Origin of the sequence: Rhodovulum sp. P5, assembly GCF_002079305.1 — a bacterium.
Taxonomy (GTDB): Bacteria; Pseudomonadota; Alphaproteobacteria; order Rhodobacterales; family Rhodobacteraceae; genus Rhodovulum.
Genome location: NZ_CP015039.1, coordinates 1,507,124 through 1,522,432, shown reverse-complemented (window position 1 = coordinate 1,522,432; position 15,309 = coordinate 1,507,124). Strand labels below are relative to the sequence as shown.

At 66.1% G+C, this 15,309-nt stretch carries 14 protein-coding genes; 9 read left to right on the top strand and 5 right to left on the bottom strand.

Annotated features, from left to right (window positions below):
* Window positions 1-6: 6 nt before the first annotated feature.
* The gene (locus RGUI_RS07430) at window positions 7-2,826 is read right to left on the bottom strand and encodes a [protein-PII] uridylyltransferase (protein WP_081532470.1); all 2,820 of its coding nucleotides are present in this window, start codon (window positions 2,824-2,826) and stop codon (window positions 7-9) included.
* Complete coding sequence (locus tag RGUI_RS07425) at window positions 2,786-3,952, bottom strand: penicillin-binding protein activator (RefSeq protein ID WP_081532469.1); 1,167 nt, start codon at window positions 3,950-3,952, stop codon at window positions 2,786-2,788. The genes RGUI_RS07430 and RGUI_RS07425 overlap by 41 nt, the downstream gene beginning before the upstream one ends.
* A 94-nt stretch (window positions 3,953-4,046) precedes the next feature.
* Between RGUI_RS07425 and rsmI the strand changes: the two genes are divergently transcribed.
* Genes rsmI through gshB form a run of 3 tightly spaced genes read left to right on the top strand, consistent with a single transcriptional unit; the run spans window position 4,047 to window position 6,256 of the window.
* Window positions 4,047-4,907, top strand: a complete 861-nt coding sequence (gene rsmI / locus RGUI_RS07420) for a 16S rRNA (cytidine(1402)-2'-O)-methyltransferase (RefSeq protein WP_253798991.1) — start codon at window positions 4,047-4,049, stop codon at window positions 4,905-4,907.
* Window positions 4,904-5,257: a YraN family protein gene (locus RGUI_RS07415; protein WP_081532468.1), complete on the top strand. Its 354-nt coding sequence runs from the start codon at window positions 4,904-4,906 to the stop codon at window positions 5,255-5,257. The genes rsmI and RGUI_RS07415 overlap by 4 nt, the downstream gene beginning before the upstream one ends.
* Window positions 5,258-5,314: 57 nt before the next feature.
* Complete coding sequence (gshB, locus tag RGUI_RS07410; protein ID WP_081532467.1) at window positions 5,315-6,256, top strand: glutathione synthase; 942 nt, start codon at window positions 5,315-5,317, stop codon at window positions 6,254-6,256.
* 291 nt (window positions 6,257-6,547) lie between these two features.
* On the opposite strand, the gene RGUI_RS07405 is transcribed toward gshB, so the two are convergent.
* Window positions 6,548-8,059, bottom strand: a complete 1,512-nt coding sequence (locus tag RGUI_RS07405; protein WP_081532466.1) for a YifB family Mg chelatase-like AAA ATPase — start codon at window positions 8,057-8,059, stop codon at window positions 6,548-6,550.
* Window positions 8,060-8,280: 221 nt separating this feature from the next.
* On the opposite strand from RGUI_RS07405, the gene RGUI_RS07400 reads away from it, so the two are divergent.
* The 5 genes from RGUI_RS07400 (at window position 8,281) to RGUI_RS07380 (ending at window position 12,753) form a co-directional block, all read left to right on the top strand.
* A complete protein-coding gene (locus RGUI_RS07400; protein ID WP_081532465.1) occupies window positions 8,281-9,159 on the top strand; it encodes an RNA polymerase factor sigma-32 in 879 nt (292 codons plus the stop codon).
* Window positions 9,160-9,164: 5 nt separating this feature from the next.
* Window positions 9,165-9,974, top strand: coding sequence for a ChaN family lipoprotein (locus RGUI_RS07395; RefSeq protein WP_081536004.1), 810 nt, complete (start codon window positions 9,165-9,167; stop codon window positions 9,972-9,974).
* 63 nt (window positions 9,975-10,037) lie between these two features.
* Complete coding sequence (gene coaBC / locus RGUI_RS07390) at window positions 10,038-11,234, top strand: bifunctional phosphopantothenoylcysteine decarboxylase/phosphopantothenate--cysteine ligase CoaBC (protein ID WP_081532464.1); 1,197 nt, start codon at window positions 10,038-10,040, stop codon at window positions 11,232-11,234.
* Entirely contained in the window at window positions 11,231-11,698 is a 468-nt protein-coding gene (gene dut, locus RGUI_RS07385; protein ID WP_081532463.1) for a dUTP diphosphatase, read from the top strand. Before coaBC ends, dut begins: the two co-directional genes overlap by 4 nt.
* Window positions 11,698-12,753 (top strand): HesA/MoeB/ThiF family protein, encoded by a 1,056-nt coding sequence (locus RGUI_RS07380; RefSeq protein WP_156882898.1) that lies wholly within the window; start codon window positions 11,698-11,700, stop codon window positions 12,751-12,753. Before dut ends, RGUI_RS07380 begins: the two co-directional genes overlap by 1 nt.
* A gap of 4 nt (window positions 12,754-12,757) precedes the next feature.
* On the opposite strand, the gene RGUI_RS07375 is transcribed toward RGUI_RS07380, so the two are convergent.
* Together RGUI_RS07375 and RGUI_RS07370 are read right to left on the bottom strand one after the other, a co-directional pair.
* Window positions 12,758-13,636, bottom strand: coding sequence for a cation diffusion facilitator family transporter (locus RGUI_RS07375; protein ID WP_081532461.1), 879 nt, complete (start codon window positions 13,634-13,636; stop codon window positions 12,758-12,760).
* A gap of 64 nt (window positions 13,637-13,700) precedes the next feature.
* Window positions 13,701-14,216 carry an SH3 domain-containing protein gene (locus RGUI_RS07370; RefSeq protein WP_081532460.1) on the bottom strand — a complete coding sequence of 172 codons (516 nt, stop codon included), beginning with the start codon at window positions 14,214-14,216 and terminating at the stop codon, window positions 13,701-13,703.
* A gap of 97 nt (window positions 14,217-14,313) precedes the next feature.
* Here RGUI_RS07370 and RGUI_RS07365 point away from each other — a divergent pair, with 97 nt between their 5' ends.
* Window positions 14,314-15,300 carry a D-glycerate dehydrogenase gene (locus tag RGUI_RS07365; protein ID WP_081532459.1) on the top strand — a complete coding sequence of 329 codons (987 nt, stop codon included), beginning with the start codon at window positions 14,314-14,316 and terminating at the stop codon, window positions 15,298-15,300.
* Window positions 15,301-15,309 lie beyond the last annotated feature (9 nt).

The following is a 15,309-nucleotide window of genomic DNA, read 5'->3' as shown; positions in this document are numbered from 1 at the left end:
GGCGTGTCACGCGCGCGCCCTTTCCGAGCCTTTCTCGATGGCCTGACGCAGCTTGCGTTCAAGCGATTCCTGGCGAGAGCGGGAATAGAGCTTCAGCCCGAAACTGTCCTTGACGTAGAAGCTGTCGACCACCTGCGCGCCGTAGGTCGCGATCACCGCGGAGGCGATGTAGACGTTGTTGTTGGCCAGCACCCGGGTGAGGTCATACAAAAGGCCGGGGCGGTCGCGCGTGTCGACCTCGATGATCGTGAAGATCTCCGACCCCTCGTTGTCGAAGGAAATCGAGGTCGGGAACCGGAAGCCGCGTTCGCGTTTCTTCAGCTTGTCGCGATCCGCCAGTTTCTCGCGCGGGCGGACCTCTCCGAACAGGGTCTTCTCGATCACGTTGCTGAGCCGTGCCAGGCGGTTTTCGGCATAGGGGCTGCCTTCGGAATCCTGGATCCAGAAGACCGAGGTTGCAAAGCCGTCCTTGGTGGTGTGGGCGCGCGCGTCCACGACATTCGCCCCGGCAAGGGCGAGCGCACCCGCGAGCCGGGAGAAGATACCCGGATGGTCGGCCAGGGCGAAACAGACCCGCGTCGCGTCGCGGCCGGTATCGGCGGCCAGGTCGATCCGGATCTCGTCATCCGCGATCCCGCGCAGCATGTTGGCAAAGACCACCTGCGTATCGGTCGGCAGACCCTGCCAATAGGGCCCATAGTGGCGCGCGGTTTCGGTGCGCAGGTCTTTCTTGTCCCAATCGGCCAGCGCGGCGCGCAGGGCACGCTTGGCCTCGGCCTCCATCTTGCCGCGGTTGAGGTCTTCCAGACCGGTTTCCAGCGCGTCGGCGGTTTCGCGATAAAGGCTGCGGATCAACTGCGCTTTCCAGTTGTTCCATGTCCCGGGCCCCACGCCGATGATGTCGCACACGGTGACGACGGTCAGCAGGTCCAGCCGTTTCTTGTTCTTAACGGCCTTGGCGAAGTCGCGCACCGTGCGCGGGTCGGACAGGTCGCGCTTTTGCGCCATGTCCGACATCAGCAGGTGATAGCGCACCAGCCATTCGACCGTTTCGCATTCCTCGGGCTTCAACCCCAGCCGGGGCGCCACCTTGCGGGCGATCTGGGCACCCAGCACCGAATGATCCTCGGGCCGGCCCTTGCCGATGTCATGCAGAAGCAGCGCCACATACAGGACCTTGCGGTTGACGCCTTCCTTCAGGATGCGGCTGGCGATGGGCAGTTCCTCGACCAGTTCCTTCCGCTCGATCTGGGCGAGGGTGGAGATGCACTGGATCGTATGCTCGTCCACCGTGAAGCTGTGATAGACGTTGAACTGCATCATCGCCACGATCGGCTCGAACTCGGGGATGAAGGCCGACAGAACGCCAAGCTCGTTCATCCGGCGCAGGGCCCGTTCGGGGTTGCCGTGTTTCAGAAGCAAGTCAAGGAAGATGCGCTGCGCCTCTGGGTCGGTGCGCATGCCTTCGTCGATCAGGTGGAGGTTGCCGGCGATCAGGCGCATCGCGTCCGGATGCAACAGCGTTCCTGTCCGAAGCGCCTCTTCGAAAATGCGTAGCAGGTTCAGCTTGTCGGCAAGGAATGCCTCGGGGTCGGCGACGGTCATGCGGTTCTGCACGATGTCGTAGCCCTCGGGGACCTTTTTCTTCTTCCGCTTCAGCAAGCCCAGAAGCGTCGGCTCTTTCTTGACATGGGCGGCTTCCAGCTTGGTCAGGAAGATGCGCGTCAGGTCGCCCACGGTCGTGGCATGGCGGAAATAGTCCTGCATGAAATGTTCCACCGCCCGGCGACCGCCATGATCGGTGTAGCCCATTGCCGCGGCAACCTCGATCTGCATGTCGAAGGTCAACTGGTCGGCTTCCCGGTCGGCGATCAGGTGCATGTGGCAGCGCACCGCCCAGAGAAAGCGTTCGGCGTCGAGAAAACCCTTGAACTCGTCCTCGGTGAACATGCCCAGCGGCACCAGCTGCGAGGCCCGGTCTACCCGATAGAGGTATTTCGCGATCCAGTAGAGCGATTGCAGGTCGCGCAGGCCGCCCTTGCCCTCTTTCACGTTGGGTTCCAGCACGTAGCGCTGGCCGCCCTGCTTGCGGTGGCGGTCCGACCGTTCGGAAAGCTTTGCCTCGATGAATTCTGCCGCCGTGCCTTCGAAGAGATTGTTCCAAAGCGCCTCGTCCAGCGCCTTGGCCAGCGGTTCTTCCCCGTCGACAAAGCGATGTTCCAGAAGCGCGGTGCGGATCGTCACGTCCTCCCGCCCGAGCCTAACGCAATCCTTCACCGTGCGAGAGGAATGCCCCACCTTCAGCTTCAGATCCCACAGCATGTAGAGCATCGACTCGATCACGCTCTCGGCCCAGGGGGTGATCTTGTAGGGGGTCAGAAACAGCAGATCGACGTCGGAATGGGGGGCCATCTCGCCCCGCCCATAGCCACCCACGGCAAAGACGGCGAGCCGCTCACCCTCGGTCGGGTTCGGCCGCGGGTGCAGATGCTGCGAGGCGATCTTCAGCGTGCCGCGGACAAGGCAGTCGGTCAGCCATGTATAGGCGCGCACCGTCGGGCCGGCCTCGAACGGTTTGTCACGGAAGGCGGCGGCAATGGCCTCGCGGCCCGCCCTGCGCGCCTCTGCCATATGGGCGACCATGGTCTTGCGCAGGGTAGAGGCGTCCGCGCCGTCCTTGGTCAGCCGGTCGAGGGCCGCGTCAAAGGCAGCCTGGTCGAAAATGTCGGACGCCGGACAGATAAGGCTGTCCGGCGCCGGGGTTGCGGATCGGTGGCGCGCCGGCTCAGAAGCCTGCGCCGCCGAAGCTTCTTGGGGCGGGATCAATCACATTCACCTGACTGTTTCGAATTTCGGCCACGGCCAGCGCGCGATCATTGGTGCCATCGGGGTTCAGGCGGAAGGCGCCATTGACACCTTCAAAGCCCGCCCTTTGGGTCAGTGCGGTCACGGTCAGGGCGTCGGCCTGGCCGTTGCTGATCAGGGCGCCGATGGCGGCGATGCCGTCATAGGCAAGCCCGGCGGTCGAGTGCGGTCCATTGCCATAGGTCGCGGCATAGCGCGACTGAAACCGCGCGGAGCGGCCGGGGTCGGGCAGGGCGAACCAGCCGCCCTGAAGTTCCGGCAGCGACAGCGTCGAGGGCGGAATGTCCCACCGGGTCAGACCGATGAACTGAACCTGCGTGGGGTCCACCCGGTTGTCGGGCAGAAGCTGCACCAGATAGCCCAGCGCGCCGGTCGGGCTTGCCGTGAAAAAGATCGAGTCGACGCCGTTTTCGCGCGCCTTTGCGGCGAGACCGGGAATGGCCTGTACCACGGCATTTTGCGACAGTTCATAGGTGCCGGTCGTGACCACCTGGCCGCCGCGTGCGGCCACGGCGCCCTCGATCGCCTGCCGGCCGACCTGACCGGAGATATCGGGGTCGTGGATCACCATGAACCGGCTTTTGCCCTGGCTGGCCGCGTAACCTGCCAGGCGATCGGCGGTGTTTTCGAATGTCGGGCCAAGGACGAACACGTTACGGCCGGCGATCTGGGTGTTGTTGGAAAAGCTCAGCACGTTCACACCGCGGCCGGCCACGGCAACGCCCACCGCATTCGCGGACTGCGCATACAGGGGTCCGAGGATGATCTTTGCGCCATCGCTCACCGCGTCGCGGGCGACCGCGGCGGCGCGTTCGGGATTCGCACCGGTGCTGTACACCCGAAGGTCGATCTTTGCGCCTTGCAGGTCGGCAATCGCCATACGTGCGGCGTTCTCCAGCCCCCGTGCGACCTCCTCGTCCGTGCCGGAGCCCGACCCGCTGGGTACCAGAAGCGCGACCGGAACGGGCTTGTCGGTGTTGATCCGGGGTCCGCCGCCCATCGTGACAGCCTGGCAGGCCGTCAGGAATGCCAGCGCCGCAAGGGCCAGCGCGATCCGCTTGCGGGGGGCGCCGAAAACGGCCAACATGGACTTCTCCTTCAACACTTCGGGGCTCAAATCTGCCGCGACACTATGCGGATCGCCCGGTCAAGTAAACGTCGGACATGGTCCGGAGCCGCCATTGGACATTCTGCAGACATATCTTGCCCCCGGTATATATTTCGTTGCCACACCCATAGGCACGGCGCGCGACATCACGCTGAGGGCGCTGGATATTCTGGCCTCGGCAGATGTGATCGCGGCCGAGGATACGCGCACGGCACGGCACCTGATGCAGATCCACGGCGTTGCACTGGGGGACCGGCCCCTGATCGCCTATCACGATCACAGCGCGCCCGCGGTGCGGGACAAGCTCGTCGCCATGGCCGCGGGCGGGCAATCGGTCGCCTGCGTCAGCGAGGCGGGCACACCGATGGTTGCCGATCCCGGTTTCCCGCTGGCCCGCGCAGCGGTGGAGGCCGGGGTTGCGGTCCATGCCGCACCGGGCCCGTCCGCGCTCTTGGCGGCGCTGACCGTTTCGGGGCTGGCGAGCGACCGGGTGCTGTTTGCCGGCTTTCCCCCCGCGCAGGGCGGGGCGCGGACAACCATGTTGCGGGACTTGGCCGATATTCAGGCCACCCTTGTCCTTTATGAATCACCCAAGCGGGTGGCGCGGCTGCTGGCGGAAATGGCCGGGGTCTTCGGCCCCGACCGCCCCGCCGCCGTCTGCCGGGAACTGACCAAGCGGTTCGAAGAGGTCGTGCGCGGACCGCTTGGCGATTTGGCGCAGGATTTTGCAGAGCGGAGCGTCAAGGGGGAGATCGTCGTGCTGGTCGGTCGCGGTGCGCCCAAGGCGGCCAGCGAGGAAGACCTTAAGGCGGCGCTGACCGAAGCGCTGAAGGGCGCGTCCATGAAGGATGCGGTGGCAGAGGTCACCGAACGGCTGAAGCTGCCGCGCCGGCAGGTCTATCAGGCCGCGCTGAAGCTGGAGGGCAAGGGGTGAGCGGCACGGTTTCCTACCATGCGGGGCTGTCCGCAGAGGAGAGCGTTGCGCGCCATTATCAGGCGCGGGGCCTGACGGTCGCGGCGCGGCGATGGCGCGGCAAGGCTGGGGAAATCGATCTGATCCTGCGCGACGGCGAGGGGCTGATCTTCGTCGAGGTCAAGAAAAGCCGCGACTTCGCCCGTGCCGCCGAGCGTCTGACCCACCGCCAGATGACCCGCGTGATGACCGCCGCGCTGGAATTCGTGGGGGGTGAGCCGCGGGGGCAACTGACCGATATGCGCTTCGACGTGGCGCTGGTGAACGGGCAGGGCGCGGTCGAGATACTGGAAAACGCCTTCACGGCCTGATCCTGTTGCAAACCGGGCCCCCCTCCGCCAAGTAGGATGCGAAACAGGGGGTTTGCCATGACGCTCAAGGTTGCCATCCAGATGGATCCGATCGGGCCCATCGATATCAACGCCGACAGTACGTTCCGCATCGCAGAAGAGGCGCAGGCCCGCGGGCATTCGTTGTTCTACTACACGCCCGACCGGCTTTACTGGAACGACGGGCGCGTCATGGCCCGCGGCTGGCCGCTGGAGGTGCGCCGGGTCGTCGGCGACCACTTCAGCCTTGGGGCAGAGCAGGACGTCGACCTTGGCGACTACGATGTCGTCTGGCTGCGGCAGGACCCGCCCTTCGACATGGGCTATATCACCACGACCCATCTGTTGGAGCACCTGACGCCGAAGACGCTTGTTTGCAACGATCCGTTCTGGGTGCGGAACTTCCCCGAGAAACTCTTGGTGCTGAAATTCCCCGATCTGATCCCGCCGACGATCATCGCCCGGGATCTTGCCACGCTCCGGGCCTTCAAGGCGGAACATGGCGATATCATCCTGAAACCGCTTTACGGCAATGGGGGCGCGGGGGTCTTCCGGCTGGAACACGGCGACCGCAACCTCGCCTCGCTGCACGAGTTGTTCACGGGCATGAGCCGGGAGCCTCTGATCGCCCAGAAATTCCTGCCCGCGGTGGAGAAGGGCGACAAGCGGGTGATCCTGATCGACGGCGAACCCGTGGGTGCGATCAACCGTGTGCCGGCCGAGGGCGAGACCCGGTCGAACATGCATGTCGGCGGCCGGGCGGAACGGACCGCTCTGACGGCGCGCGATCTGGAAATCTGCAAGGCCATCGGCCCGACCTTGCGCGATCACGGCCAGATGTTCGTTGGCATCGACGTGATCGGCAACTGGCTGACCGAGATCAACGTGACCTCCCCCACCGGCATTCAGGAACTGGAACGCTTCGACGAGGCCAATATCGCGGCGAAAATCTGGGAGGCGGTCGAGGCGAAGCGGGGGTGAGGTTTGGGGACCCGTGATCGCAGGCGCGACGGGCCTGTGTCGTGGACCTATCCTTTTCACTTCGCGCTGACCCACTGGGCGCGGGAACGGGGTCTAAGGCTGCCACGTAATTCCCGTGCCACGCCCACGGCCTGGCGATCAGTGGACGCTCGCCCTTGGTTTGAAGGTCTTCAGGCCTTCGGGCCATATATCGCCCAAGACGTCCGCTGGATCCCCATGCCGCGGTCCTTGGATGGCGCCGCGTCGCGCGTCGCTCTGGCGCTTGTTCGCTGACCGGACTGGGGCTCGCTGTCACCGCTCCCCCACCGACAACCGGAAACTCACCGCCTCGGCCACATGGGGCCGGTGCACGCCGTCCGATCCGTCCAGATCGGCGATGGTGCGCGCCACGCGCAACACGCGGTGATAGCCGCGGGCCGACAGGCCGAACCGGTCGGCGACCTGCGCAAGCAGCGCGCGCCCCTCGACATCGGGTGTGGCGATTTCGTCAAGTACGGCGCCCTCGGCATCGGCGTTCACGCGCATCCCCTGCCGCCCCTCGAACCGGGCCGTCTGCCGCGCACGTGCTGCCCCCACACGTTCGGCCGCCGTGGCGGAGCGTTCGCCAGTGGCCGGCAGGTCGAGATCGGCATAGGCCACGGGCGGCACCTCCACCCGCAGGTCGAACCGATCCATCAAGGGGCCCGAGATGCGGCCGAGGTAGTCTTCTCCGCACTGGGGCACGCGGGCGCAGGCGCGGGCGGGGTCGGCGAGGTATCCGCATTTGCAGGGGTTCGCGGCGGCGACCAGGAGGAACCGGCAGGGGTACTTCGTATGGGCATTGGCGCGGGCGACCACGACTTCGCCCGTCTCGATGGGCTGGCGGAGGGTTTCCAGCACCTGCCGTGGAAATTCAGGAAACTCATCCATGAACAACACGCCGTTGTGCGCCAGGCTGATCTCGCCCGGCTTCGCGCCCCGGCCTCCCCCCACGATGGCCGCCATCGACGCCGTGTGATGCGGTTCGCGGAACGGCCGCAGGCGCGAGATGCCGCCCTCGTCCAGTAATCCCGCGAGCGAATGGATCATCGAGGTTTCAAGGGCCTCCGCCGGGGACAGGGGCGGCAGGATGCCTGCCATGCGCGCGGCCAGCATCGACTTGCCCGATCCCGGCGCGCCCACCATCAGCATGTGATGCCGGCCCGCCGCGGCGATTTCCAGTGCCCGCTTGGCCCGTTCCTGCCCCTTGACGTCGGATAGATCGCGGATCGTGTCGCCGCCCGTCACCTCCCCCGGTTCGGCCGGGGCAAGCGGGGACTGCCCGGTGAAATGGCGCACGACCGCGGCAAGGTCGGGCGCGGCCAGAACCTGCGTGCCGCCGACCCATGCGGCCTCGGCCCCGCTGGCCTTGGGGCATAGAAGTGCCCGGTCGGCCTCTGCCGCGGCCATGGCGGCCGGCAACGCGCCGATCACCGGCACAAGCCGCCCATCAAGCGACAGCTCACCCAGTGCCACGGTTTCTTCGGCGGCATCCCGGGGCAACACGTCCAGCGCGGCCAGAAGTGCCACCGCGATCGGCAGGTCGAAATGCGACCCTTCCTTGGGCAGGTCGGCGGGTGACAGGTTCACCGTGATCCGCTTGGAGGGCAGCGCCACGCCCATCGACACCAACGCCGCGCGTAACCGGTCGCGCGCTTCGCTGACCGCCTTGTCGGGCAGCCCCACGATGGAAAAGGCGGGCAGCCCGGGCGAGACGGCGCACTGAACCTCGACAAGCCGCGCCTCGACCCCCTCGAACGCCACGGTATAGGCCCGCGCCACCATCTCTGTCCCCCTGTTCAGGATGGTTAACGGGTAAGCGGCGTTGGTTACCGAATGGTAAACCGATGGGCGCCCTGCGACCGGATTGCCCATTTGTGCGTCAGCGCACACAGCGGGTGCGGGTGATTTTTGAACAATTCAAGTCTTTGTGTGAACCAAATGCCGCACTCGCGCGTATGGTTATCAAGAAACGAATATCGGCTTTGCCAAGACCGGGGGAAGACATGGCTCTTGACGGATATGACGCAAACGGTTTGTCGCGGCAGGCGATGAAGGCGGAGTTGCTGGATGCCGAGACGGAACTGAAGCTGGCCTATGCATGGCGGGATGAACGGGACGAGGCAGCGCTGCACCGCCTGATCACGGCCTATATGCGCTTGGCGATCTCGATGGCGGCGAAGTTCAAACGCTACGGCGCGCCGATGAACGACCTGATCCAGGAAGCCAGCCTTGGCCTGATGAAGGCCGCCGACAAGTTCGACCCCGACCGGGGCGTGCGCTTTTCAACTTACGCGGTCTGGTGGATCAAGGCGTCGATCCAGGATTACGTGATGCGCAACTGGTCCATGGTGCGCACCGGCTCGACCTCTTCCCAGAAATCGTTGTTCTTCAACATGCGCCGCGTTCAGGCGCGGCTGGAGCGGGAGGCAAGCGCGCGGGGCGAGACGATGGACCGGCACCAGTTGCGGCAGATGATCGCGACCGAGGTCGGCGTGCCCCTGGCCGATGTCGAAATGATGGAGGGGCGCCTGTCCGGCTCCGACTTCTCGCTGAACGCGACGCAGTCGACCGACGAAGAAGGCCGCGAATGGATCGAGACGATCGAGGATGACAGCACGCAGGCCGCCGATCTGGTCGAGGACAGCCGCGACCGGGCGCAATTGCGCAACTGGCTGGACTCGGCCCTGTCGGAATTGAACGACCGGGAGCGGTTCATCGTGAAGGAACGCAAGTTGCGAGAGGACCCGCGGACGCTGGAAAGCCTTGGCAACGAATTGGGCTTGTCCAAAGAGCGTGTGCGCCAGTTGGAAGCTGCCGCATTCGGAAAGATGCGCAAGAGCCTTGAAGCACGGTCCCATGAGGTGCATCACTTCCTGGTGTGAGACAGATTGCTTCTATTGGCGCGGTCGCCGCGCTTCTGACCGTATCGTCCGTTGGGGCTGAGGAGATCGCCCCGGCGGACGTCCTCGTTTTGCCGCAGGCGGATGTCGTCATTCTGGGGGAGTTGCACGACAACCCCATCCATCACGCCAATCAGGCCAAGGCCGTCGCGGCGCTGTCCCCCGCCGCGTTGGTGTTTGAAATGCTGACGCCGGATCAGGCCGCGCGGGTGACACCAACCTTGCGCGACAACGAACAGACGCTTGGTGCGGTGCTGGAATGGGAACAGTCGGGCTGGCCCGATTTCGCAATGTACCACCCGATCTTCACCGCGGCCCCGGCCGCGGCGATCTATGGGGCCGCGCTGCCGCGGGACGACGTGCGTCGTGCGGTGGCCGAAGGCGCAGCCGCTGTGTTCGGCGATGAAGCTTCTGCCTATGGCCTGACCGCGCCCTTGCCGGAGGATCAAAAGGCGATCCGGGAAGAGGGGCAGATGAAGGCCCATTGCGACGCGCTGCCCGAACATCTTTTGGGCGGCATGGTAGAGGCGCAGCGGCTGCGCGATGCGGCCCTGGCCCGCGCGGTACGGCAGGCGCTTGATGACACCGGCGGGCCGGTCGCCGTCATCACCGGCAACGGCCACGCGCGCACCGACTGGGGACTGCCCGATGCCTTTGCCCGGGTCGCGCAGGGCGCAACGGTGCTGTCCGTCGGCCAGTTGGAATCCCGGCCTGAAGAGACGCCGCCATTCGACCTGTGGCTGGTCACCGATCCGGCAGAGCGCCCCGACCCTTGCGCGGCGTTCAAGACCCGGTAGCCTTGTCTCGGCCCCCTCTGCGGCCTAGACATCTTTTCCAGACAGTCGCAAACGGGCGGGGCCATGCTTTCCGGCAAACGCATTCTGCTGATCATTGCGGGCGGTATCGCCGCGTACAAGACGCTCGACCTGATCCGGCGCCTTCGGGAACGGGGCGCGGCGGTGACGCCCGTCATGACGCGTGCGGCCGAGCAATTCGTCACGCCGCTGTCGGTATCGGCGCTGTGCGGTCAGAAGGTCTTTCGCGATCTCTTCGACCTGACGGATGAAGCCGAGATGGGCCATATTCAGTTGTCGCGATCTGCCGACCTAGTCGTCGTGGCTCCGGCAACGGCGAACATGATGGCAAAGATGGCCGGTGGGATCGCGGACGATCTGCCCTCGACCCTTCTGCTGGCGACAGACACGCCGGTCTTGCTGGCACCGGCGATGAACGTGCGGATGTGGGGGCATCCGGCGACGCGGCGCAACGTCGATACCCTGCGCGGCGACGGCATCCGCCTTGTCGGCCCGAACGAGGGGGACATGGCCTGTGGCGAATACGGTCCGGGCCGGATGGCGGAGGTGCCGGAGATCCTTGACGCCATCGTAGATGCGCTGGCCGATGGTCCGCTGGCGGGGCGGCGGATCGTGGTGACCTCTGGCCCCACCCATGAACCCATCGACCCGGTGCGTTATATCGCCAACCGCTCTTCCGGGGCGCAGGGCACGGCGATTGCCCGCGCGCTGGCCGCGCTCGGGGCTGAGGTCGTGTTCGTGACCGGCCCAGCGGATGTTGCGCCGCCGGACGGTGTGACCGTGATGCGGGTGGAAACCGCGCAGCAGATGCTGGCGGCGGTGCAGGCCGCGCTGCCCGCGGATGCCGCCGTTTTCGCCGCCGCCGTCGCCGACTGGCGCGTCGCCAATGCGGCCGGGCAGAAGATGAAGAAGGACGGCACCGGCATGTTGCCCACGCTGGAATTTGCCGAGAACCCGGACATTCTGGCCACGGTTTCGCAGATGGCTGCGGGGCGCCCGCCTTTGGTCGTGGGCTTCGCCGCGGAAACCGAGGATGTCGCGGCCCATGCCACGGCCAAGCGCGCGCGCAAAGGGTGCGACTGGATCGTCGCGAACGATGTCTCGCCGGCCACTGGTATCATGGGCGGCACCGAAAACGAGGTGATGCTGATCACCGCCGAAGGGGCCGAGACATGGCCGCGCCTGTCCAAGACTGAGGTCGCCGAACGGCTGGCCGCGCGGATTGCCGAGGCGCTGGCATGACACCTGTTCTACAAATCCTGTGGGAGGATTGGGCGGATCAAACCGTGCCCTTGCCCGCCTATCAGACGGCGGGCGCCGCCGGGGCCGACATCCGGGCCAATCTGCCAATAGATATCCGGGCCGAGGGGTTCACCCTGCAACCGATGGAACGGCGGATCGCGCCGACCGGCATTCGCATGGCGTTTCCGCCGGGGTTCGAGGTGCAGATCCGCCCGCGCTCCGGCCTCGCGCTGAAACACGGCATCACGCTGCCCAATACCCCCGGTACCATCGACAGCGACTATCGCGGCCCGCTTGGCGTGCTTCTGGTGAACCTCGGGGCAGAGCCCTACACGATTCATCATGGCGACCGGATCGCGCAGATGATCGTGGCCCCCGTGGTGCAGGCGAACTTTGCGGTTGTCGATAGCCTGGACGACACGGCGCGCGGCGCTGGCGGCTTCGGTTCGACGGGGCGCGGCTGATGGGGCTGGTCTTCGGGATTGCGCTGCTCCTTTGGGCCGCGGGGGCGCTGTTGCGGGCCCCCTATCGGGCCCGGTGGGGGATGATCGGGGGGCTGTATCTGGGCGTTCTGGTCGTGCAGATGCTGATGCCGGAGGGGCACGCCCTGCGCCAGACCATCGGCGGCACGCCCGAAGGGTGGTTCTCGCTTGGTGTGATCGCGGCGATGATCGCGGGCTACCGGGTCGTTCTCGGGGCCATCAAGCGCCGGGCGGCGGAACTCGGCGTCGATCCGGCCGAGAAGACCGGGGCGTTTCGTCCCGCGGAACTGGACCGATACGCGCGCCATATCGTGCTGCGGGAAATCGGCGGGCCGGGGCAGCGCAAGCTGAAGGATGCAAAGGTTCTGGTGATCGGGGCCGGGGGGCTGGGCTCGCCGGCGCTGATGTATCTGGGGGCGGCGGGCGTGGGCACGTTGGGGGTGATCGACCATGACAGCGTCGACAATTCCAATCTTCAGCGGCAGGTCCTGCATACGGATGAGCGGATCGGCATGCCCAAGGTGTTTTCCGCGCAGGCGGCGCTGAAGGCGCAAAACCCCTTTATCGAGGTGCGCACCTACAAGCGGCGGCTGACCGAGGACAACGCCGCGCCCTTGTTCGAAGACTACGACCTGATCCTAGACGGGTCGGACAATTTCAAGACGCGGTACCTGGCCAATCGCGTGGCGGCGGAGCAGCGCAAGCCGCTGATTGCCGCGGCCATTACCCAGTGGGAGGGGCAGATCAGCCTTTACCACCCGGCCGCGGGCACGCCCTGCTACGAATGCGTCTTCCCCACGGTTCCGGCCGACGGCCTTGCCCCGTCCTGTTCCGAGGCTGGGGTGGTCGGCCCGCTTCCGGGGGTGGTCGGTGCGATGATGGCGGTTGAGGCGGTCAAGCTCCTCACCGGGGCGGGCGAGACGTTGAAGGGCCGGTTGCTGATCTATGATGCGCTCTACGGCGAAACCCGGCAGATCGCCTTGAAACCGCGCGCGGATTGCACCGTTTGCAGCGGTCGCGCGCGGGCGGCCGGGTAGGCTGTTATCCGTCCCGGACAGGGTCGAAATGGATGATCACATCGGCACCGGGATAGTCCGACAGGATATTGTGCTTGAGCGTCGCGCCGATGGTGTGGGCATCGTTCAGGCTTTGGGTGCCGTCCAGTTCGATATGCAGGTTCACGAACAGCCGCGTGCCTGCCCGCCGGGTCTTGAGGTCGTGGAAGCCGTGGACCCCTGCGCAGGTCCGGGCAAGCTCTTCGATCCGGGCGATCACCTCCGGCTCTGCGGCCCGGTCCATCAGCGCATCCCACGCCCCCCGCCCGATGCCGAGGGCACCCACGGCCAGCATGCCCGCTGCGGCCAGCGCGATGACCGCATCAAGCCGTGCCAGCCCGAATTCCGCCGAGGCCCAGAGCGCGACGATCGCCCCGAGATTGGGGATCAGGTCGCCCAGATAGTGCAGCGCATCGGCCTGAACGACCCGGCTGCCGGTGCGCGCGGCCACACGGCGTTGCCAAAGCACCAGGCCGAGGGTCAGCAGGATCGACAGGCCCATTGCGATCATGCCGCGCCCCTCTGCCGACAGGGGGGCGACCTCTGACGAGATCAAACGCAAGAGCGCGGCCACGCCAATGACCGTGGCAGAGGCCAGAATGAACACGGCCTGTCCCAGCGCGGCCAGATCCTCGGCCGAGGAATGGCCGAAGGCGTGGTCGTCATCGGGTGGGCGAGCGGCATAGAAGATCGCGGCCAGCGCACCCAGCGACATCATCAGGTCAAGCGCGCTGTCGGCAAGCGAGGCCGCAACTGAAAGCGACTGCGTCGACCCCAGCGCCCAGAGCTTCAGCCCCACCAGCACAAGGGCGGTCGCCACCGAGGCCAGCCCGGCAGACAGGTTCAGTCGGGTCTTGTCGGGCATGGGTCCCGTCCCGTTCGTCGCGGTTCGCGCGGGGCTTAGCAAGTATCGCGTGCGGGCGGCAAGATCACTCGCGGATTTCGTCCGGGTCCACACCCCAGAGCGCGTCTTTCGGCACCCAGCCCGACAGCCGGTCGGCGGTGATCTTGCACCAGTCGGGCTGGCATTCGCCCAGCTTTGCGATGACGCCCAGTTCCGCATGGGCCAGCACAAGCGCATCGGGCCGGGGCGTCCGCCGAAGCGGCAGCATGTCCTGTTCCACCAGAACCGTCCGCACCCCCGATAACAGCGAGTAGTGAATCCAGCCCCCCGCGCCGTCCTTGTCGCGGACCAGCCGCCAATGGCCGTATTCGTTGGTGATCTGCAACGGCACGCCGCGTCGTTTATAGACCCAGTCGATCCGGTGGCTCAGACTCGGGCCGCGGCGCACGTTCCCTTCCGATGCTTTCAGCGAAACGAACCGGGGCAGCGGCAGGTTCGTGACCGGGCCACGCTCTGCCGCGACGCCGGGAAACCCCAGCACGGCGGCCAGAACCGCGGAAAGAAGCAGCCTCGCTCTCGTTCGGGCCACGTATTGCGCCATCTTGTCCGCTCACCTGCCTTGCGGGGTCTTGTGCCCCGTCCCGTTCTCGGACAGTTTGCCATCGACGCCAAGGGTTGGAAAGCAGGGGAGGCCAGGGATGCCCGCTCAACGTCTCAGTGTTGTCGTGACGCGACGCTTGCCCGAGCCGGTCGAGACCCGGATGAAGGAACTCTTCGATGTCGAGTTGAACGACGCCGATGAGAAGATGACCCGCGACCAGCTCGTCGATGCGATGCGGCGGGCCGATGTGCTGGTGCCCTGCGTGACCGACACCATCGATCAGGCCATGCTGGCCCGGGCCGGCGACCGGCTGAAGCTGATCGCGAATTACGGCGCGGGGATCGACCATCTGGATGTGCAGACCGCGCGGCAGCGGGGGATCCTCGTCTCCAACACGCCCGGCGTTGTGACCGAGGACACCGCCGACATGACCATCGCGCTGATGCTGGCCGTCACGCGGCGGATCCCCGAAGGCCTGGCCGTGATGCAATCGGGAGAGTGGCGTGGCTGGTCGCCGACCGCGTTCATGGGCGGTCGCATCGGCGGGCGGCGCATCGGGATCCTCGGCATGGGCCGGATCGGGCAGGCGGTGGCGCGGCGGGCCAAGGTCTTCGGCATGCAGATTCACTATCACAACCGCCGCCGGGTGCGCCCCGAGGTCGAGGAGGAGCTTGAGGCGACCTATTGGGAAAGCCTCGACCAGATGGTCAGCCGGATGGACGTGATCAGCGTGAACTGTCCGCACACGCCGTCGACCTTCCACCTGATGAATGCACGGCGGCTGAAGCTGATGAAATCCGACGCGGTGATCGTGAACACCTCCCGCGGGGAGGTGATCGACGAAAACGCGCTGACCCGGATGCTCCGGGCCGGAGAGATCGCGGGGGCCGGGCTGGACGTGTTCGAGCATGGCCACGAGATCAATCCGCGCCTGCGCGAGTTGTCGAATGTCGTTCTGCTGCCGCATATGGGCTCGGCCACGGTCGAAGGTCGCACCGAGATGGGCGAGAAGGTGATCATCAACATCAAGACCTTCGCCGACGGCCACAGGCCCCCGGACCTGGTGGTGCCAGCGATGCAGTGACCGGGCGGT